Below are 15,889 nucleotides of genomic sequence, written 5' to 3' on the forward strand. Positions count from 1 at the left end.
TAAAGCATAACGACGTATATTGAATTTATTGATACATATATTTGGTAAACAGTAAATCAGCGACAATTGCTCTTCCTGTTTCAGGGAGTAATAAATCGTTGATTTGTTTAACTAGTGTTTTTCTTAGGTCTTCTCGCCCAGCTAACGACTTGATAGTATCTTCAGTTTGACGGCCAAGTAGTTCAACGACAGCATCTCGAATCAGTGGTTGATTATGCTCAATAGTGGGGAGATCTTTACTATCTGCAACCATAATATCGATACGCACCTGGATATAACCTAAGTTTTTTCCTTTGGTGTAAAAATTGGTGGTCAGATCGGGTTCCAAAGTAAAGTAAGCAAGCTTAGCTGCTTCCTGTTCTTCGGCTGACGCGTTGCTTATCATGGCTAAGCTGATAGCAGAAATGATGAAAACAAATGAGAAATAACGTTTTAGCTTTAGCATAATCATCTTTGTTTAGGGCTATGACATTCTAATTATTGTGTGTCTTGATACAATGGATATTGAACTGACAAGACGCCTTGTTGTGCACACTTAACAGATATCGTAGAGATAATAAAAAAGTATAAGCTACTTATTGTACGCATATACGTGATAATTGAATACTAGTATGAATCGAACTTTTTCGCTCAACTTATCTATTATAAAACAGACTCATTGGCTCGACCCCTCACTATTTTTGTTCACTTCAGATATAGCGCAGCAGTGGCTAACCGAGCAAGGGTCTCTCTCTGAATTGATCAAATCTCGTTGCGGTACATTTAGCGTGGATTTACTTGAAAGTCGTTGGGTAGAAAAGGATACTCTACAGCCTGACGAGCAAAATCTTTTGCCTAGTCATGATCAGTATCTCATTCGTCAAGTCATTTTAAATGCCGATGGTAAGCCGTGGGTGTATGGGTATTCTATAATACCTAAGTCAACCGCAGTTAGTGCCTCTCGTGATTTGTCTAGTATTGGACAGTTGCCTCTGGGTGAAGCCATTTTTCGTGCGGAAAAGGTGGGTCGAGATGAGTTAAAAGTGTCGGAGATTATCGATACTGAAAATAAAAAATTATTAGTCCGCCGCTCGAGACTCTGGATGGAAGACAATCCTCTGCTCGTGACTGAGCTGTTTTTGTCTGATGCTCCAATTTATTCTTAAGGAAGTGATTGAATGACTGTAATCAAAGCCAAAGCATACTGGCAGTTGATGAGGATGAATAAGCCCATTGGTTCACTGCTATTACTTTGGCCAACCTTGTGGGCGTTAATTTTAGCCGCACAAGGTACCCCAGATATTGATGTTTTGATTGTTTTTATCTGTGGTGTATTTTTAATGCGTTCTGCTGGTTGTGTTATAAATGATTTCGCTGATCGAAAAGTGGATGGTTTCGTTAAGCGAACTCAGAATAGACCTTTGCCCTCTGGTATTGTGAGTTCGAAAGAGGCCATTGGACTGTTTCTACTGTTATCTATCGTTTCTTTTGTCTTAGTATTAACGATGAATTCTTTAACAATTCAACTGTCATTTATTGGTATTGTGCTCGCTTTCATATACCCGTTTATGAAACGCTTTACTAATCTACCTCAGTTATTCTTAGCGCTGGCATTTAGCTGGTCGATTCCGATGGCTTGGGCCGCTCAGTCTGATCAGTTACCTACAGGCGTTTGGATTGTTTTTCTTATCAATGCAATCTGGACTATCGCCTATGACACTCAATATGCGATGGTCGACAGAGACGATGACTTAAAAGTTGGAATTAAATCGACTGCGATTTTGTTTGGTCGTTTTGACAAACTTATTATTGGTCTGTTGCAATTAGCGACCTTGGCTCTGCTAATCGGCATAGGTGCTATTTATCATCAGGGAGCTCTCTATTATTGGAGTATTCTGATAGCGAGCGCATTATTTGTATATCAACAGCATCTGATTCGTGATCGTAAGCGTGAGCAATGCTTTCAGGCCTTCCTCAATAACAATTATGTCGGCATGATTATCACTCTAGGTATTTTTAGCTCTTATCTGTAATGACAATGAAGCCCTCATCTAGAGGGCTTCATTGTTTTAGTCGGTCAAACGATTCTCTTTAATGGCAAGCTGTACTTCTGGGGATAAACTTTCCAACAATTTAACCCTCAGCTTGTTCGCTTTTTCCTGATTGCCTAAGTATCCTTCTTCTTCGATTGTTTTTACTAGTGCTGCAAACACATTCTTATCGAAGAACTCCGGTGAGTTTATGCCGTATAAGCGACCTAATCGTTGCGCTACACTCTGTCCTTGTTTATTGAGTTCTTCTAATGACAGTGTTGTATTGAGACATAGGAGGTGAATAACGATCGCGTATCTTTGCATCGTATCAGCCGCTATCTTGGCGAACAAAAGTAGCGAGTGAATTTTATCCTGATTGATATGGAATTCAGAGCCATCCTCGATTATCAATTCTTGATGCAAAAACTCAGTAATATACGCAGTCACTTTATTGGGGAGCTCTGCTTTATCGAAGCCGATAAATAGTTCGTTTTCAATAAAGGGAAATAGCAACTCAATATGATTAATCAGACTTTGTTTCTTAGCTGATGAGTGAGTAATCAAGTACTGGGCTATGAGTGCAGGTACAATAAATAGGTGAATAATATTATTGCGATAATAGGTCATAAATACAGACTGTTTTCGATCCAGCGCGATAATTTGTCCAATTGAGTCTTCCTCAACAATAAATTTATCCAGGTTCAATGCTTCTGTAACAAGTTGTTCGGCTGAGTCTTCAGGAATGGTACAGCTGGATGAATACTCTACGTGACGCAGTAGGCTAAGATAGTGTTCGACTTGTTCGATTAGGCTCTCTTTAGCGATTGCTCTTTGATTTGATGACAGTAATGCCATCGCACATAAGTTCATACCATTAACGGCGACAGCATCATTTATTTTCTTCATTGTCGCGCTGGCTAACTGATTGACCGTTTCGGGCAACCAATCGGGGTTAGACGGCGTATATTTACTGATATCTTTGGTCCAATCTGGTACACGTTGATTAAGAAAATTATTTAGCGTTATAGGTTCGCCAAAGTTTACGTATCCCTGGCCAAAGTTTTTAAGTTTTTTCAGTGTCTTGAGTACCATTCTGGCACTTTCTTTTTCCTTCTGCTTGCCTCGTAATTCCTTGGCATAAGTCGACACTTCCAGCACATGTTCATAACCGATATAAACAGGAACAAGTGTGACGGGACGGTGTAGCCCTTTTAACATGGCCTGAACTGTCATCGCGAGCATTCCCGTTTTTGCCGGGAGCAAGCGTCCAGTGCGCGAGCGTCCTCCTTCACTAAAAAACTCAACGGAGTAGCCCTTAGCAAAAAGGTCTGCTAGGTACTCCTTAAAGATAGTGGAATAAAGCTTATCCCCTTTAAATGAGCGACGAATAAAAAAGGCGCCGCCACGACGAAATAGTGATCCGACAGGGAAAAAATTCAGATTTATTCCCGCAGCTATATGCGGTGGAACTAAGCCTTCATGGAATAGAACGTAGGATAATAACAAGTAGTCAATGTGGCTTCGGTGACATGGGACGTAGACTATCTCATGGCCTTCTTGTGCCAGTTGCCTTACTCTTTGTATGTGGTTGACATTGATACCCTGATAGATTCGGTTCCACAACCAACCCAGCAATTTATCGCCTTTTTTCACCAGAGAATAAGAAAAGTTTGCCGCTATTTCATCAACAATATCAATCGCTTCCTTTTGTACTTTCTCATAGCTTAAATTTCGTGCTTTGGCTTCTTCCCGAATGGTTTCTCTCACAACGTTTGATTGCACCAGTCTTTGAATCAGCTTTTCTCGTTTAGGCAAGGCGGGTCCAGACGCTGCCAGTTTTTGGCGAGCAAAATGAATACGGGCGACTCTTGCTAATTTGTGACCTATTTCTGTATCACTTCCATGTTGTTGAGCCATAAGCTTTAACGATACAGGTGGACTGAGGCGTATCACGCAGTCTCGACCAAATTTAATGATGGCTTTAAGTTTCTCTATACTACTCATCGGCTGTAAAAACGAACGTGTTTTATGCTCTTTCCCCGGTTTTCTGCCCCAAAGAATCGCAACAGGGATAACTTGCACATCTAAGTCAGCTTCAGTGTTGTGTAATTCGAGCAGATCCGTTAAATAGGGAATGGAATCATTATGTTCCAACTTTTCGCTATTCAAAAAAGATGGACTCGAATTGATAAATACTGTTCTTGGATACTCTGATCCATTGATGAATAACGGGAGTGTAGGATCCGGCATACCTAATTCAATGACCTTCTTTTTTAAAGTCGTTAGATCAAAATCGGAAAAGAAGGGCATTGCATAGATGATTGGTCTATTGATATCAATTTGATAGTCATAAGGAATGATTTTACTTTTTACGAGAAGAGATAAAGGGAATTGCAAAGCAGTGCTCGTAATTACTCTTCGATAAGACATATGATATTAACCCGTTATATAAATCGCCTAAATTAGCGGTGTTATTCGATATTATATGAGGATAACAGATACTGGTCTAACCTGTTAATCATTGTTTATCCCTCAATCATACTCTGGCTTACGTGATGTGTTTAAAAAGGAAAAAATAAGTGCAAAAAAAGAACCCACAGGGAATTGGTCGACTAATCAAAGCTGCAAAATACTCTTACCAAGGGCTATCGTCCGCCTTAAAGAACGAAGCGGCCTTTCGTGAAGAGGTTCTGCTCTGCATTATTTTTATCCCGATGGCTTTTTTCTTAGATGTGTCGACGATTGAAAGAATACTGATGGTGTCATCTTTATTGTTACTCTTGATTGTTGAGTTGCTTAATAGCGCTGTGGAAGCAGTGGTTGATCGCATTGGTTCTGAGCATCATACGTTGGCAGGACAGGCGAAAGATATGGGTTCGGCTGCGGTCTTTATTACGATGGGATTAGTGATTTTTGTCTGGGTGAGCATTATTTGGTTCTAATTGATTAAAAAATAGTACAGTTACTTTTCATTTCTAAAAATACTGGATATACTCACAGTTAACTGTATAAAAAGACAGGTGAATCATGAAGCCGTTAACTCCTCGCCAGCAACAAGTGTTCGATCTTATTCGAGCAAAGATAGATGAAACAGGCATGCCGCCGACACGTGCGGAAATTGCCAAAGAATTAGGGTTCCGATCTGCTAATGCGGCAGAGGAGCATTTAAAAGCTCTTGCCCGAAAACAGGTGATAGAAATTGTCCCTGGAGCGTCACGTGGTATTCGTATTTTAGGTACGACTACTGAGTCGGCGAATGATGAGGACGGTGGATTACCGCTGATTGGTCAGGTCGCTGCTGGTGAGCCTATTTTGGCTCAAGAGCATGTTGAGGCTCACTATCAGGTAGATCCTTCTATGTTCAAGCCAAGCGCCGACTTTCTGTTGCGAGTTCATGGTGAGAGTATGAAGAATATCGGTATTATGGATGGTGATCTTCTTGCGGTGCATAAAACTCAAGATGTTCGAGATGGTCAGGTTGTGGTCGCCAGAGTTGAAGATGATGTCACCGTAAAACGTATTGAACGTCAGGGCTCAAAGGTCTACCTTCATGCAGAAAACGATGAATTTGCTCCCATAGAAGTGGATCTGACATTCCAACAACTCACGATAGAAGGTCTTGCTGTAGGGATTATTCGTAATACTGATTGGATGTGATTTATCGAGAACTATTCTCATTAGGTTGCTATTGTAACTGATATTCATTATCATCTTCTTATCCGTTAGGAAGAAGATGATAGTGGCTAGCATGGAAAACAAAAATCCATCCCGTTATTTGATACCATCACATTTAGTTGAACCGCTTTGGTACAGATCCCAAGAAAGTCTGTCTCAAGACGGCTTGGTTTATGATCCCATCGCCGCTCGTGCATGCCAGTCCTGTGCTATGGCTCCGGAGTGTCTGGCTGGAAATGTTTCTCAGAAGCAGCTTCTCCATGCGACATTGACTAGCATGGTTGACCTACAGGTCACTCAATTCTTGGCCCGTTTTCCTCACGCTTGGATCATTAATGTTGGTGCTGGTTTAGATACCCGCTTTTACCGTTTGGATAATGGCTTATGTCATTGGTTTGAAGTGGACATCTCAGAGAACCTCGACTGGCGCAGCAAACTATTTCATCCCAGCGAACGGTATACAAATCTTCAGGGGAGCGTGACTGAGTTGTCTTGGTTAAAATCGCTTCTGATCCCTGAAGGGACTCCAATATTGATATTGTGTGAATACGCCTTGCTTGATTGTGATATTGCAATCGTAAATCGCTTTATGCGCGGAATCGCTACCCAATTTCCTCAAGGGCAAGGTTGTATTGTGATGGCTGGGGATAAAGCCAATACTTCGTTGGGACAAAGCGTTGGCTCAGGAAGATACGCGCACGGTATAGCATCTGCTACAGAAGCGATATTTAATTGTTTGCCTTGGGTTGAGAGGGTTACAGTTTTTTCACCGCTTCAATATCAATGTCGCCGCTGGAAACTATGGCAGCGAATGCTCACTCATTTTCCTCATTATCGTTTTCGATTGACCCCGGTTGTCATCAATATGCGCTGGTAACATGACTAGTGCTCTAGAACTGGCTTAGGTACACTACTCACGTCTAACTGTGAGGGTGTTAAGTGAATACGATAAAACAGGCCATTTTTAATCTATCTGTCCATAAACAGGTGCTTAGATTGGCTATTCCTATGGTGATTTCTAATATTACCATTCCACTGCTCGGTCTTGTCGATTCAGCTGTTATTGGGCATCTTGAACACTCTTGGTATCTTGGTGGGGTAGCTCTGGGCAGCACCATGATCAGTTTATCGTTTTGGCTTTTGGGTTTTCTCAGAATGTCGACGACGGGACTGACGGCTCAGTCAATAGGACGTAATGATCATCAGAGAACGGCGTTAGTGCTTTATCAGGGGCTGTTGATGGCCCTTGGTTTTGCCGCGTTATTTCTACTTATCTATCATCCTGTCGCGCAATTAGTTCTTTCATTCAGTGATGCCAGTGACGAGGTTAAGCGCTATGCCTATGACTATTTTTCCATTCGAGTTTGGGGTGCGCCAGCGGCACTGGCAAATTTTGTGTTTCTAGGATGGTTATTAGGGACGCAAAACTCTAAGGCTCCAATGTGGATGGTCATCATTACAAACATCGCCAATATTATTCTTGATATTTTGTTTGTGCTTGTTCTTGATTGGAAGGTCGATGGAGCCGCGACAGCATCGGTCATCTCCGATTATTTAGGTTCCGCTTTCGCTTTGTATTGTGTTGTCGATTATGTTCGTAAACATCAGTTGCCTCGTATTCAACATTTTGGCTCTAAGGTCACTCATGGGCTGGTCAATTTTTTAAAGTTGAATCGTGATATTTTTATCCGTTCATTGTGTCTACATGCTGTTTTTAGCTTTATGACGTTTCGTGGAGCAGCGTATGGAGATGCCATTGTGGCTGCTAATGCAGTGCTTATGAGTTTCCTAATGACAATATCATTCGGGATGGATGGTTTTGCGTATGCTATTGAAGCAATGATCGGTCGAGCTATTGGGCAGAAAAGTCGCACTAATCTCGTGAAGTCTATTATTGGTTCCTTGTTTTGGAGTTTGCTGACATGTATTGGTTTGACCATAGTCTTTACCGGATGGGGTAATACGCTTATTCAGTTACTGACAGACATTGATACAGTTAGAGTCACTGCTAATGATTATCTTATTTGGCTGATTATGATGCCATTGGTCTCAATGTGGTGTTTCCTATTAGATGGTATTTTTGTCGGTGCCACGAAAGGAAAAGAAATGCGTAATGGCATGATGTTATCTCTACTCTGCTTTGCGCTGTCTTATTTAATGTTGCAGAGATTTGATAACCATGGCCTTTGGGCATCGATGCTGATCTTTATGGCTGCACGTAGTGTGACTCTGCTTGTGATTATGTATAAGCAGCATCAAAACGATACCTTTTTTGATTTTAAAGCCAAGAGTGCCGAATAATCGGCACTCTTTGTTTCGTGGTGAGATTAGAACAGTCTGTTTAGTCCATTTAATGCTGCAACACGGTATGCCTCTGCCATCGTCGGATAGTTAAAGGTGGTGTTCACGAAATACTCGATGGTATTTGCTTCTCCTTTTTGTTCCATGATTGCCTGACCGATATGAATGATTTCTGAAGAGCGGCCACCAAAACAGTGAATGCCCAGTATTTCTTTAGTTTCACGATGAAACAATATTTTCAGGCTACCCACATCTTTCCCGGCAATTTGAGCTCTCGCTAAATGTTGGAAGGCTGAGCGTCCAACTTCGTAAGGAATTTTGGCTGCAGTTAACTCTTGTTCTGTTTTTCCTACAGAACTGATTTCGGGAATGGTATAAATACCCGTAGGAATATGCTCGATGAGTTGATTGGTCGCTTTCCCTTGGCTGATAGCTTGTGCGGTAAAACGTCCCTGATCATAAGCAGCACTTGCTAGGCTAGGATAGCCAATGACATCGCCCACAGCATAAATATGCTCTACAGCGGTCTGATAGTTATTATTTACCTTCAGTTGTCCACGAGAATCCGCTTCCAGACCTACCGCAGATAAATTCAGTCTGTCTGTATTACCCGTTCTGCCGTTGGCGTAGAGGATACAGTCGGCTTTCATCTTTTTACCAGACTGCAGATGAACAATAACACCATCATCAACCGCTTCAATGGACTGGTAGGTTTCGTCATTTCGAATAATGACCCCATTATTCCAAAAATGGTAAGAGAGTGAATCCGAGATTTCGTTATCTAAGAAAGCAAGTAGACGATCACGAGTATTGATTAAATCAGTTTTTACTCCTAATCCTCGGAAAATCGAAGCGTATTCACATCCGATGACACCTGCACCGTAAATAATAATATGTCTGGGATCGTGCTTTAGGTTGAGAATCGAATCACTATCGTAGATTCGCTCATGGGTAAAGTCGACATCGGCCGGACGATAAGGTCGTGAGCCTGTCGCGATAACAAATCGATCTGCAGTGTAGGTCTCAATGCTGCCATCACGTAGCTCTACATTTAGAGTATGTGCATCTTGAAAGCTCGCAAGACCAGTAATGATTTCACATTGATTACGGTCGTAGAAGCCTTGTCTTAGCTTTGTCTGTTTATCAATGACGGTTTTTGCGTGAGATAGGATGGTTGAAAAGGTGGAATGAATTTCTGTATGTGCATTAGTAAATACAGGATTACTATTAAATTCTATAATTCGGCTGACTGCATGCCTTAATGCTTTCGAAGGAATCGTTCCCCAGTGAGTGCAACCACCACCAACTGTATTTTCTTTCTCCACAACAGCGACTCGCAACCCTGCCTTGGTCAGGCCCATAGCGGCACCTTCACCTCCTGGCCCACTTCCAATGACGATAACATCAAAATGGTTTTGTTGTGGCATATTGCTTCCTTCTTGTTATTTAGACAATTTTTGTGATTGTAACTTAATATTCCATTCACAGAATGTGACATTGACCATAGACTTTTTGTATTGCTTAAACATCGGTGATTCTAAAAAACGAGATGAATGTTAAGCTGTCATTAAATCTCGTTAGTGTGTAAATTATATTTTGTTAATATTCGCGCTATATTGTTACTCTGTATTTTTCTGTTTAGGGAACGAAAGCTGATGGGAATCCGTGCTCAACAAAAAGAGAAGACGCGTCGAGCGTTAATTGATGCGGCATTCCGGCAACTTAGTGCTGAACGGAGCTTTTCTAATCTTAGCCTTCGAGAGGTGACTCGTGAAGCGGGTGTTGCGCCAACTTCCTTTTATCGTCACTTTAAAGACATGGATGAGCTTGGGTTAACAATGGTTGATGAAGGCGGATTATTACTTCGGCAATTAATGAGACAGGCCAGACAGCGAATTGTTGCTCAAGGTAGTGTCATTCGTACCTCCGTCATTACGTTTATGGAGTTTATCGAAAATAGCCCGAATATATTTCGTCTTTTGCTTCGCGAGCGTTCGGGAACGTCTTATGCGTTTCGCGCTGCGGTGGCGCGAGAAATTCAACATTTTATCGCTGAACTAACCGAGTATCTTGTAGTTACTGGACTGGCTCGGGAGCATGCTGTCGTTCAGGCTGAAGCTTCGGTAACGTTAGTTTTTAGTTCTGGTGCAGAAGCATTGGACCTCGATAAATTGGATCGTGATGCATTAGCAGAACGACTTATTATTCAATTAAGGATGATAGCGAAAGGAGCAAGTAGCTATCGTCATGAAAACGACAAACATACATCAAGGGCGGATTCAATTCATGTCGAATGAAAGTAGTAATACTCAAAAGAACACTGAGCTGAAAAACTTAGTGTTGGCCTTAGTCGCAGGGATGTGCTGTGATGCTATTTTATCTTGGCTAACTATGAGCGAAGTGGGTTTCTCTATCTTCCCAGTAATTGCTCTGGTTTTATCTGTACAGTCTCTGTATCAGGAATATCTCAAAAAACCAGTGTCTGAGGATTTCCCTCTGGTTGGTTTGGCTAGCTTCTTTGTCGGTGTATTTGGCCATTCTGCCTTTATCAAAGCACAATATCCTGATTCCGGATCTAATTTCATTGCAATTGTTATTGTGCTTGTCTTAATGATTTGGATTGGTAAGAAAATGGGTTACTTCGGGAAAGATTAGCTCACTTAGTAGAGAGAAAAAGCCGCTTTATACAGCGGCTTTTTTAGTTTATTTTCGCTCGAGGAAAACACCACATTCCATATGGTGGGTATATGGGAATTGGTCAAAAAGAGCAAAGCGCGTGATGTTATGGGTTGTGCTTAGAACTTCCAAATTGTCTTTTAACGTCTCTGGATTACAAGAGATATACATAATACGCTCGTATTTTTGCACCATATGGCAGGTATCTATGTCCATTCCTGCTCGTGGAGGGTCGACAAAAATAGTATTGCAGTCATAGCTTTTCAGATCAATACCGGCGTCTTTCAGGCGGCGAAATTCTCTTTTGCCTTCCATTGCCTGAGTAAACTCTTCTGCTGACATGCGAATAATTTGCACATTATCAATTTTATTGGCAGCGATATTATACTGTGCTGAATCGACTGATGGTTTTGCCAACTCTGTCGCCAGAACACGACGGAAGTTTTGTGCCAGAGCAAGTGAAAAGTTGCCATTGCCACAATAAAGCTCAAGCAGGTCACCTTTGCTTTGCTTTGTTGATGTCACAGCCCATTCCAACATTTTTTCTGCAACTTTGCCGTTAGGTTGAGTAAAGCTATTCTCGACCTGTTGATAAATAAAGGGTTGGTTGTGCACATGCAATGTTTCGAGAACGTATTCCTGATCCAAGACGACTTTAATTTTTCTTGCTCGGCCTATCAGGTTTAGTTTGAATCCTCGAGCATTTAGGCGTTCTTTTAGCTGTTTGGCTTCTGCCGTCCATGAATCATCAATCTGGCGGTGATACAGCATGGAAACTAATATCTCTCCACTAAGCGTCGATAAAAAATCGACCTGAAAGAGTTTTTTCCTTAAAAGCTCGTTATCTTTGATCTCTTCGACTAAGGCTGGCATTACTTGATTGATGAGTTCGCTTGCTGCCGGAAACTGGTCGACGCGGTACTTCGATTTTGTCTCCTGATCAAACATGATGTAGTAAAGATCTTCACCTTCGTGCCACACTCTGAACTCAGCTCTCATACGGTAATGCTGTTCGGGGGACGTAAATACTTCCAGCTCAGGAGTACCAAAAGAGCTAAACATCTCGTTTAAACGAGTTACTTTCTCTTCTAATTGTTCTGCATAGCTTATTGCGTTCATCGCTGGAATCGCCATCGTTTATTACCTTTATATTTCTTTCAGAGCAGGGAGCGCAGATTTTAGTCAATTCAGTTCTGATGTCCAGTATTCAGCGAATTTAGTTCTGAACCAGTTGATAAAATAGTCTATACACTGTGACTTAGGCTAGACAAAGCAAACATTGGTCAATATTATCCCCTCTCGAAAAGTTGGTGCTTGCTTAATTTGTGAGCTGAAAAGGGAATCTGGTGTAAATCCAGAACTGACGCGCAGCGGTAAAAGAGAACGAAAACTCATTATGACACTTCTGATCTCAGAGGGAAGTCGAGTCTAGGTAGTGGCAACACATGCTCTTAAGTCCGAAGACCTGCCAACAACCGAACTTTAGGAGTGTTCGGTCATTATTAACGCGATTTAGGATATAACAATGAAAAAGTCAGCTTTAGCGATGGCAGTGGCCGCATCGCTATTTTCGTACGCCTCTACATCATACGCAGCATCCGATTCTGCCCAGACTACCGATGATACTGTTGTCGTTACTGCTAACCGTTTTGAGCAGAAAATAGATAGTACAACTGCTCCAGTTGTTGTTGTAACAAAACAAGAGATCGAAAGAATCCAAGCAAGTGATTTACTTGATGTCTTGAATACACTACCTGGTATTCAAATAGCTCGTAACGGTAGTTATGGACAAACCTCCAGTGTATTTATTCGTGGTACAAACGATACACATACTCTTGTGTTAATCGATGGTGCTAGAGTGGGGAGTTCTACAACAGGCACAGCATCTCTTTCTACAATTCCTTTGGTGTCTATATCAAGAATCGAGTATCTAAGAGGGCCAAGAGCGGCAGTGTATGGTTCGGATGCTCTTGGCGGTGTCATAAACATCATTACTGATAATTCGAGTCAAGAGACTGAGTTAGGTGCTGTCTATGGAAGCGATAATTATCGAGATGTAAAAGCACTAACATCTGGCTATATCTCAGAGCAGTTACATGCATCTTTGGGTTATGAGTTCCAGGATGTTGATGGTTACTCGGTAAAATCCGGGGCTGGTAATGAAGATGATGATGGCTACTTATCTAGAAATCTTACTTCAAACCTAGATTATAAATTTAATGAACAGTGGCAAGCGAATTTACTTGTACTTTTACATAATGGACGCGTTGAGTTCGATAGTGCCGATAAATTTACGACAGAGCAGAACTACAATGTTGTGTCGAATGTAAAGTACAGCTCAGATACGTTTAATAGTCAGTTAATGGTTGCGGCAAACCAAGATAAACGAGAAACCCTTGCTTACGGTAGCACTTATGAAACACTAAGGCAGGAAGTTAACTGGACTAACCAATACTTAGTTTCTGACATTTGGACTGTTGGGGGCGGAGTTGAGTGGTATGTTGATGATGTGTCCAAATCATCAGTAAGCTACGATGAAACGTCACGCTATAATACTGCAGCGTATTTGACTACAACACTCAACTATGAACAATATGATGCGGAAGCTTCAGTTCGTCATGATGACAATCAAAGATATGGTGAAAATAATACTTGGCAGCTAGGTCTGGGATATAGAATTAATGATACGTACCGACTTACAGCCAACGGAGGTACTGGATACCATGCTCCTACATTTAACCAACTTTACTATCCTAATTATGGTGATCCTGACTTAAAGCCTGAAGAATCTAAAAATGTTGAGATAGCCTTGAGTGCTTCTTATGACATATTTGATATTCGTCTATCTGGATTCCGGAATGATATTGATAATCTAATATCAGGTCAGGGTAGTACAGTGGCGAGTTACAATGAGGCAATTATCAAAGGTGCTGAACTAGAATTTGACTTCGATACTGGGCCTTTCTCGCATAAAGTTTCGTATGATTATACGGATGCAAAAGATAAAGATACTAATTATGAGTTAAGAAGACGAGCGAAGCATTCTGCAAAATGGAATTCCTCATATTCAGTTGATAGCTGGATATTATCGATGACGTACACTTATCAAGGTTCTCGATTTGAAGATAAAACAAATAGTGAAGTGTTAGGTGCCTATTCACTGTTTGATTTTTCTGTTGCTTATCAATTTGATAACGGTATTAAGCTAGGCAGTAAATTGACAAACGCATTTGATGCGGATTATGAGACTGCAGATGGATATAATACCGCTGATCGTAAAGCCTATGTGAGTATTGATTATAAATTTTAATCTTAATAAGCCGCCATCAGGCGGCTTCTTTTTTGTAGCACTTTAAGTTTTATCAACAGCGGCGTATGATTTCGTAAATTCTAATTACTGTTCTTTTTCGACGTGTCTGATTCTCTAACTTCAAATATTCTTTTCTTTGATTCTGGTGTCGGTGGCCTGTCGGTTTATCAACAGGTGAAACAGACACTGCCTGATCATAACTACTTTTATCTCTACGATAATGAAGCCTATCCTTACGGAGAATTACGAGAAGATGTTTTAATCGATAGAGTTTTGAATCTAGTATCAAGAATCGTAATACAAGAACAAATCGATTTAGTCGTAATAGCCTGTAACACTGCGAGTACAATAGCGCTACCGAGCTTACGTCAGATACTTTCAATTCCTGTTGTTGGTGTCGTTCCTGCTATAAAGCCTGCATGTCGCTTGTCTAACCAGTCAGTCGCTCTTATTGCTACGCCAGCAACAGTTAAGCGCGACTATATTAATACGCTAATTAATGAATTTTCGAATAATGTCCCGGTGGTTATGTTAGGTAGCACAACTCTTGTCCATATGGCAGAGAAAAAGTTGCAAGGGGAGAGTGTCGATCTTGAACTACTTAAGCAAGAACTCGCACCATTAATTAATAAGATTGATGTTGCGGTGTTAGGTTGTACCCATTTCCCTTTGATAAAATCAGAGATCAATAAGGTATTATCGGACAAAGTGACTCTTATAGATTCTGGAGATGCAGTAGCAAGGCGGGTTAAATCTTTACTCGCTAATCTACCGAGTAAGCACCGATGCCAATCTAATAAGGCATTTGCAACTGTCTTGGATGAAAAAAGTAAGAAGTTACAGAAATGCCTTATTAGTATGGGTTTCGATTCTACGAGTCTGTTTCGTTATCAGAAGATTTAGGATCGTTAGCGACGCGAACTTTCAACGTTCGGTCCATGTAATTATGCTCATTAAGAGCATCTATAGCTTTAGGGGCTTCTAGCTCAGACATGACGACAAAACCAAAGCCACGTCTTTTCCCAGTTTTCTTATCTTTCATTAAGCGAACAGCGAAAACCTCACCATAATCGGCAAATAGATTTTTTACATGAGACTCATTTGCTTTATACGGTAAGTTACCAACATACAATGTTGTTGTACCAAGTGAGGAGTTAGATGATTCTCCCTTAGAGGATTTTGATGTTAGGGCGACAGCTAGAAATGTCAGCACCACACCAACGACATAAGAGAGGACATGAGATACTTCAATATTTAAGAAGACAACAATGCCTAAAATAAGGATTAAGGCGACGATTAATGTAATTTTGCTTGAATTCATAACTTAAAATCTAATCAGGTTAAAAGAAAAATAATGTGAATGAATTATTTGTCGGAAACAGATAACACAATATTACGTATAACACTGACGTTTTTCCAACCTATTGCTGTGATTAAATTCAAAGGTTCCATCTAATTACCCTACCTTCTGCTGTGTTTTTGCTCAAACGAGTGAAAAAAGCAAAAAAACACTTGTCACGATGTTAAACCTCTCTATAATGCCGCTCCACGACAGAGGAGAGAGGCGACTCACAAATCTGGAGAGAAAAGAAATTAAAGAAAATTAATTCTTGACTCTAAAGTTTAAAAGCGTATTATACGCACCCCTAGCCGAGAGCGAGATGCTCATAAGCTAGATGCTCTTTAACAATATAAACCTATCAATCTGTGTGGGCACTCGTCGGATAAACATCCAAAAGATTTTATCAATGATACGAGTGACCAAAWCGAATAAGATTTCTTTTTAAGAAAGATTATTTGGCACAGTCAATTCAACATTACATTACTTTTAATTAAGTAGTGCATGTTATCAGTATTCATTGAGCCGACACTTCGGTGTCACAAAAAACTTTAATTGAAGAGTTTGATCATGGCT

General features: G+C 40.8%; 15 protein-coding genes and 1 riboswitch. Of the genes, 10 read left to right on the forward strand and 5 right to left on the reverse strand.

The genetic code is table 11. From position 1 onward, the window contains the following. Positions 1 to 25: 25 nt before the first annotated feature. Positions 26 to 445 (reverse strand): flagellar basal body-associated protein FliL, encoded by a 420-nt coding sequence (locus EES38_RS19375; protein WP_124938869.1) that lies wholly within the window; start codon positions 443 to 445, stop codon positions 26 to 28. A gap of 166 nt (positions 446 to 611) precedes the next feature. Here EES38_RS19375 and EES38_RS19380 point away from each other — a divergent pair, with 166 nt between their 5' ends. Together EES38_RS19380 and ubiA are read left to right on the forward strand one after the other, a co-directional pair. After that, positions 612 to 1,145: a chorismate--pyruvate lyase family protein gene (locus tag EES38_RS19380; protein ID WP_124938870.1), complete on the forward strand. Its 534-nt coding sequence runs from the start codon at positions 612 to 614 to the stop codon at positions 1,143 to 1,145. Positions 1,146 to 1,157: 12 nt separating this feature from the next. Next, complete coding sequence (ubiA, locus tag EES38_RS19385) at positions 1,158 to 2,012, forward strand: 4-hydroxybenzoate octaprenyltransferase (protein WP_124938871.1); 855 nt, start codon at positions 1,158 to 1,160, stop codon at positions 2,010 to 2,012. 36 nt (positions 2,013 to 2,048) lie between these two features. On the opposite strand, the gene plsB is transcribed toward ubiA, so the two are convergent. Next, complete coding sequence (gene plsB / locus EES38_RS19390) at positions 2,049 to 4,442, reverse strand: glycerol-3-phosphate 1-O-acyltransferase PlsB (RefSeq protein ID WP_124938872.1); 2,394 nt, start codon at positions 4,440 to 4,442, stop codon at positions 2,049 to 2,051. Positions 4,443 to 4,591: 149 nt separating this feature from the next. Between plsB and EES38_RS19395 the strand changes: the two genes are divergently transcribed. The 4 genes from EES38_RS19395 (at position 4,592) to EES38_RS19410 (ending at position 7,988) form a co-directional block, all read left to right on the forward strand. After that, complete coding sequence (locus EES38_RS19395; protein WP_124938873.1) at positions 4,592 to 4,954, forward strand: diacylglycerol kinase; 363 nt, start codon at positions 4,592 to 4,594, stop codon at positions 4,952 to 4,954. An 85-nt stretch (positions 4,955 to 5,039) separates the two neighbouring features. Continuing rightward, positions 5,040 to 5,669 carry a transcriptional repressor LexA gene (lexA, locus tag EES38_RS19400; protein ID WP_124938874.1) on the forward strand — a complete coding sequence of 210 codons (630 nt, stop codon included), beginning with the start codon at positions 5,040 to 5,042 and terminating at the stop codon, positions 5,667 to 5,669. A gap of 76 nt (positions 5,670 to 5,745) precedes the next feature. Further along, positions 5,746 to 6,564: a class I SAM-dependent methyltransferase gene (locus EES38_RS19405; protein WP_124938875.1), complete on the forward strand. Its 819-nt coding sequence runs from the start codon at positions 5,746 to 5,748 to the stop codon at positions 6,562 to 6,564. A gap of 62 nt (positions 6,565 to 6,626) precedes the next feature. Then, positions 6,627 to 7,988 (forward strand): MATE family efflux transporter, encoded by a 1,362-nt coding sequence (locus EES38_RS19410; RefSeq protein ID WP_243694229.1) that lies wholly within the window; start codon positions 6,627 to 6,629, stop codon positions 7,986 to 7,988. A gap of 26 nt (positions 7,989 to 8,014) precedes the next feature. Here EES38_RS19410 and sthA read toward each other — a convergent pair whose 3' ends face one another. Continuing rightward, on the reverse strand, positions 8,015 to 9,415 hold the full coding sequence (gene sthA, locus EES38_RS19415) for a Si-specific NAD(P)(+) transhydrogenase (RefSeq protein ID WP_124938876.1): 1,401 nt from the start codon (positions 9,413 to 9,415) through the stop codon (positions 8,015 to 8,017). 228 nt (positions 9,416 to 9,643) lie between these two features. Between sthA and fabR the strand changes: the two genes are divergently transcribed. Both fabR and EES38_RS19425 read left to right on the forward strand, forming a co-directional pair. After that, positions 9,644 to 10,285 carry an HTH-type transcriptional repressor FabR gene (gene fabR / locus EES38_RS19420; protein ID WP_124938877.1) on the forward strand — a complete coding sequence of 214 codons (642 nt, stop codon included), beginning with the start codon at positions 9,644 to 9,646 and terminating at the stop codon, positions 10,283 to 10,285. Further along, positions 10,275 to 10,643: a YijD family membrane protein gene (locus EES38_RS19425; RefSeq protein ID WP_124938878.1), complete on the forward strand. Its 369-nt coding sequence runs from the start codon at positions 10,275 to 10,277 to the stop codon at positions 10,641 to 10,643. Before fabR ends, EES38_RS19425 begins: the two co-directional genes overlap by 11 nt. 48 nt (positions 10,644 to 10,691) lie before the next feature. Here EES38_RS19425 and trmA read toward each other — a convergent pair whose 3' ends face one another. After that, positions 10,692 to 11,798 (reverse strand): tRNA (uridine(54)-C5)-methyltransferase TrmA, encoded by a 1,107-nt coding sequence (gene trmA, locus EES38_RS19430; RefSeq protein ID WP_124938879.1) that lies wholly within the window; start codon positions 11,796 to 11,798, stop codon positions 10,692 to 10,694. Between the two features lie 157 nt (positions 11,799 to 11,955). Continuing rightward, a riboswitch (cobalamin riboswitch) is annotated at positions 11,956 to 12,151 on the forward strand. A 38-nt stretch (positions 12,152 to 12,189) separates the two neighbouring features. Here trmA and EES38_RS19435 point away from each other — a divergent pair. Both EES38_RS19435 and murI read left to right on the forward strand, forming a co-directional pair. Continuing rightward, positions 12,190 to 13,974, forward strand: coding sequence for a TonB-dependent receptor domain-containing protein (locus EES38_RS19435; protein ID WP_124938880.1), 1,785 nt, complete (start codon positions 12,190 to 12,192; stop codon positions 13,972 to 13,974). Between the two features lie 102 nt (positions 13,975 to 14,076). After that, the gene (gene murI, locus EES38_RS19440) at positions 14,077 to 14,877 is read left to right on the forward strand and encodes a glutamate racemase (protein ID WP_124938881.1); all 801 of its coding nucleotides are present in this window, start codon (positions 14,077 to 14,079) and stop codon (positions 14,875 to 14,877) included. Here the strand turns inward: murI and EES38_RS19445 are convergent. Further along, complete coding sequence (locus EES38_RS19445) at positions 14,846 to 15,295, reverse strand: RNA recognition motif domain-containing protein (protein ID WP_124938882.1); 450 nt, start codon at positions 15,293 to 15,295, stop codon at positions 14,846 to 14,848. The genes murI and EES38_RS19445 overlap by 32 nt on opposite strands. Between the last annotated feature and the right edge of the window lie 594 nt (positions 15,296 to 15,889).

It is taken from the genome of Vibrio viridaestus (assembly GCF_003856525.1).
Lineage (GTDB): Bacteria > Pseudomonadota > Gammaproteobacteria > Enterobacterales > Vibrionaceae > Vibrio > Vibrio viridaestus.

What these genes read in the sequence shown, in the direction of transcription:
- EES38_RS19375 (WP_124938869.1), bottom strand. Translation starts at nt 445, where the DNA reads ATGCTAAAGCTAAAACGTTATTTCTCATTTGTTTTCATCATTTCTGCT.
- EES38_RS19380 (WP_124938870.1), top strand. Translation starts at nt 612, where the DNA reads ATGAATCGAACTTTTTCGCTCAACTTATCTATTATAAAACAGACTCAT.
- ubiA (WP_124938871.1), top strand. Translation starts at nt 1,158, where the DNA reads ATGACTGTAATCAAAGCCAAAGCATACTGGCAGTTGATGAGGATGAAT.
- plsB (WP_124938872.1), bottom strand. Translation starts at nt 4,442, where the DNA reads ATGTCTTATCGAAGAGTAATTACGAGCACTGCTTTGCAATTCCCTTTA.
- lexA (WP_124938874.1), top strand. Translation starts at nt 5,040, where the DNA reads ATGAAGCCGTTAACTCCTCGCCAGCAACAAGTGTTCGATCTTATTCGA.
- EES38_RS19405 (WP_124938875.1), top strand. Translation starts at nt 5,746, where the DNA reads ATGATAGTGGCTAGCATGGAAAACAAAAATCCATCCCGTTATTTGATA.
- sthA (WP_124938876.1), bottom strand. Translation starts at nt 9,415, where the DNA reads ATGCCACAACAAAACCATTTTGATGTTATCGTCATTGGAAGTGGGCCA.
- fabR (WP_124938877.1), top strand. Translation starts at nt 9,644, where the DNA reads ATGGGAATCCGTGCTCAACAAAAAGAGAAGACGCGTCGAGCGTTAATT.
- EES38_RS19425 (WP_124938878.1), top strand. Translation starts at nt 10,275, where the DNA reads ATGTCGAATGAAAGTAGTAATACTCAAAAGAACACTGAGCTGAAAAAC.
- trmA (WP_124938879.1), bottom strand. Translation starts at nt 11,798, where the DNA reads ATGGCGATTCCAGCGATGAACGCAATAAGCTATGCAGAACAATTAGAA.
- EES38_RS19435 (WP_124938880.1), top strand. Translation starts at nt 12,190, where the DNA reads ATGAAAAAGTCAGCTTTAGCGATGGCAGTGGCCGCATCGCTATTTTCG.
- EES38_RS19445 (WP_124938882.1), bottom strand. Translation starts at nt 15,295, where the DNA reads ATGAATTCAAGCAAAATTACATTAATCGTCGCCTTAATCCTTATTTTA.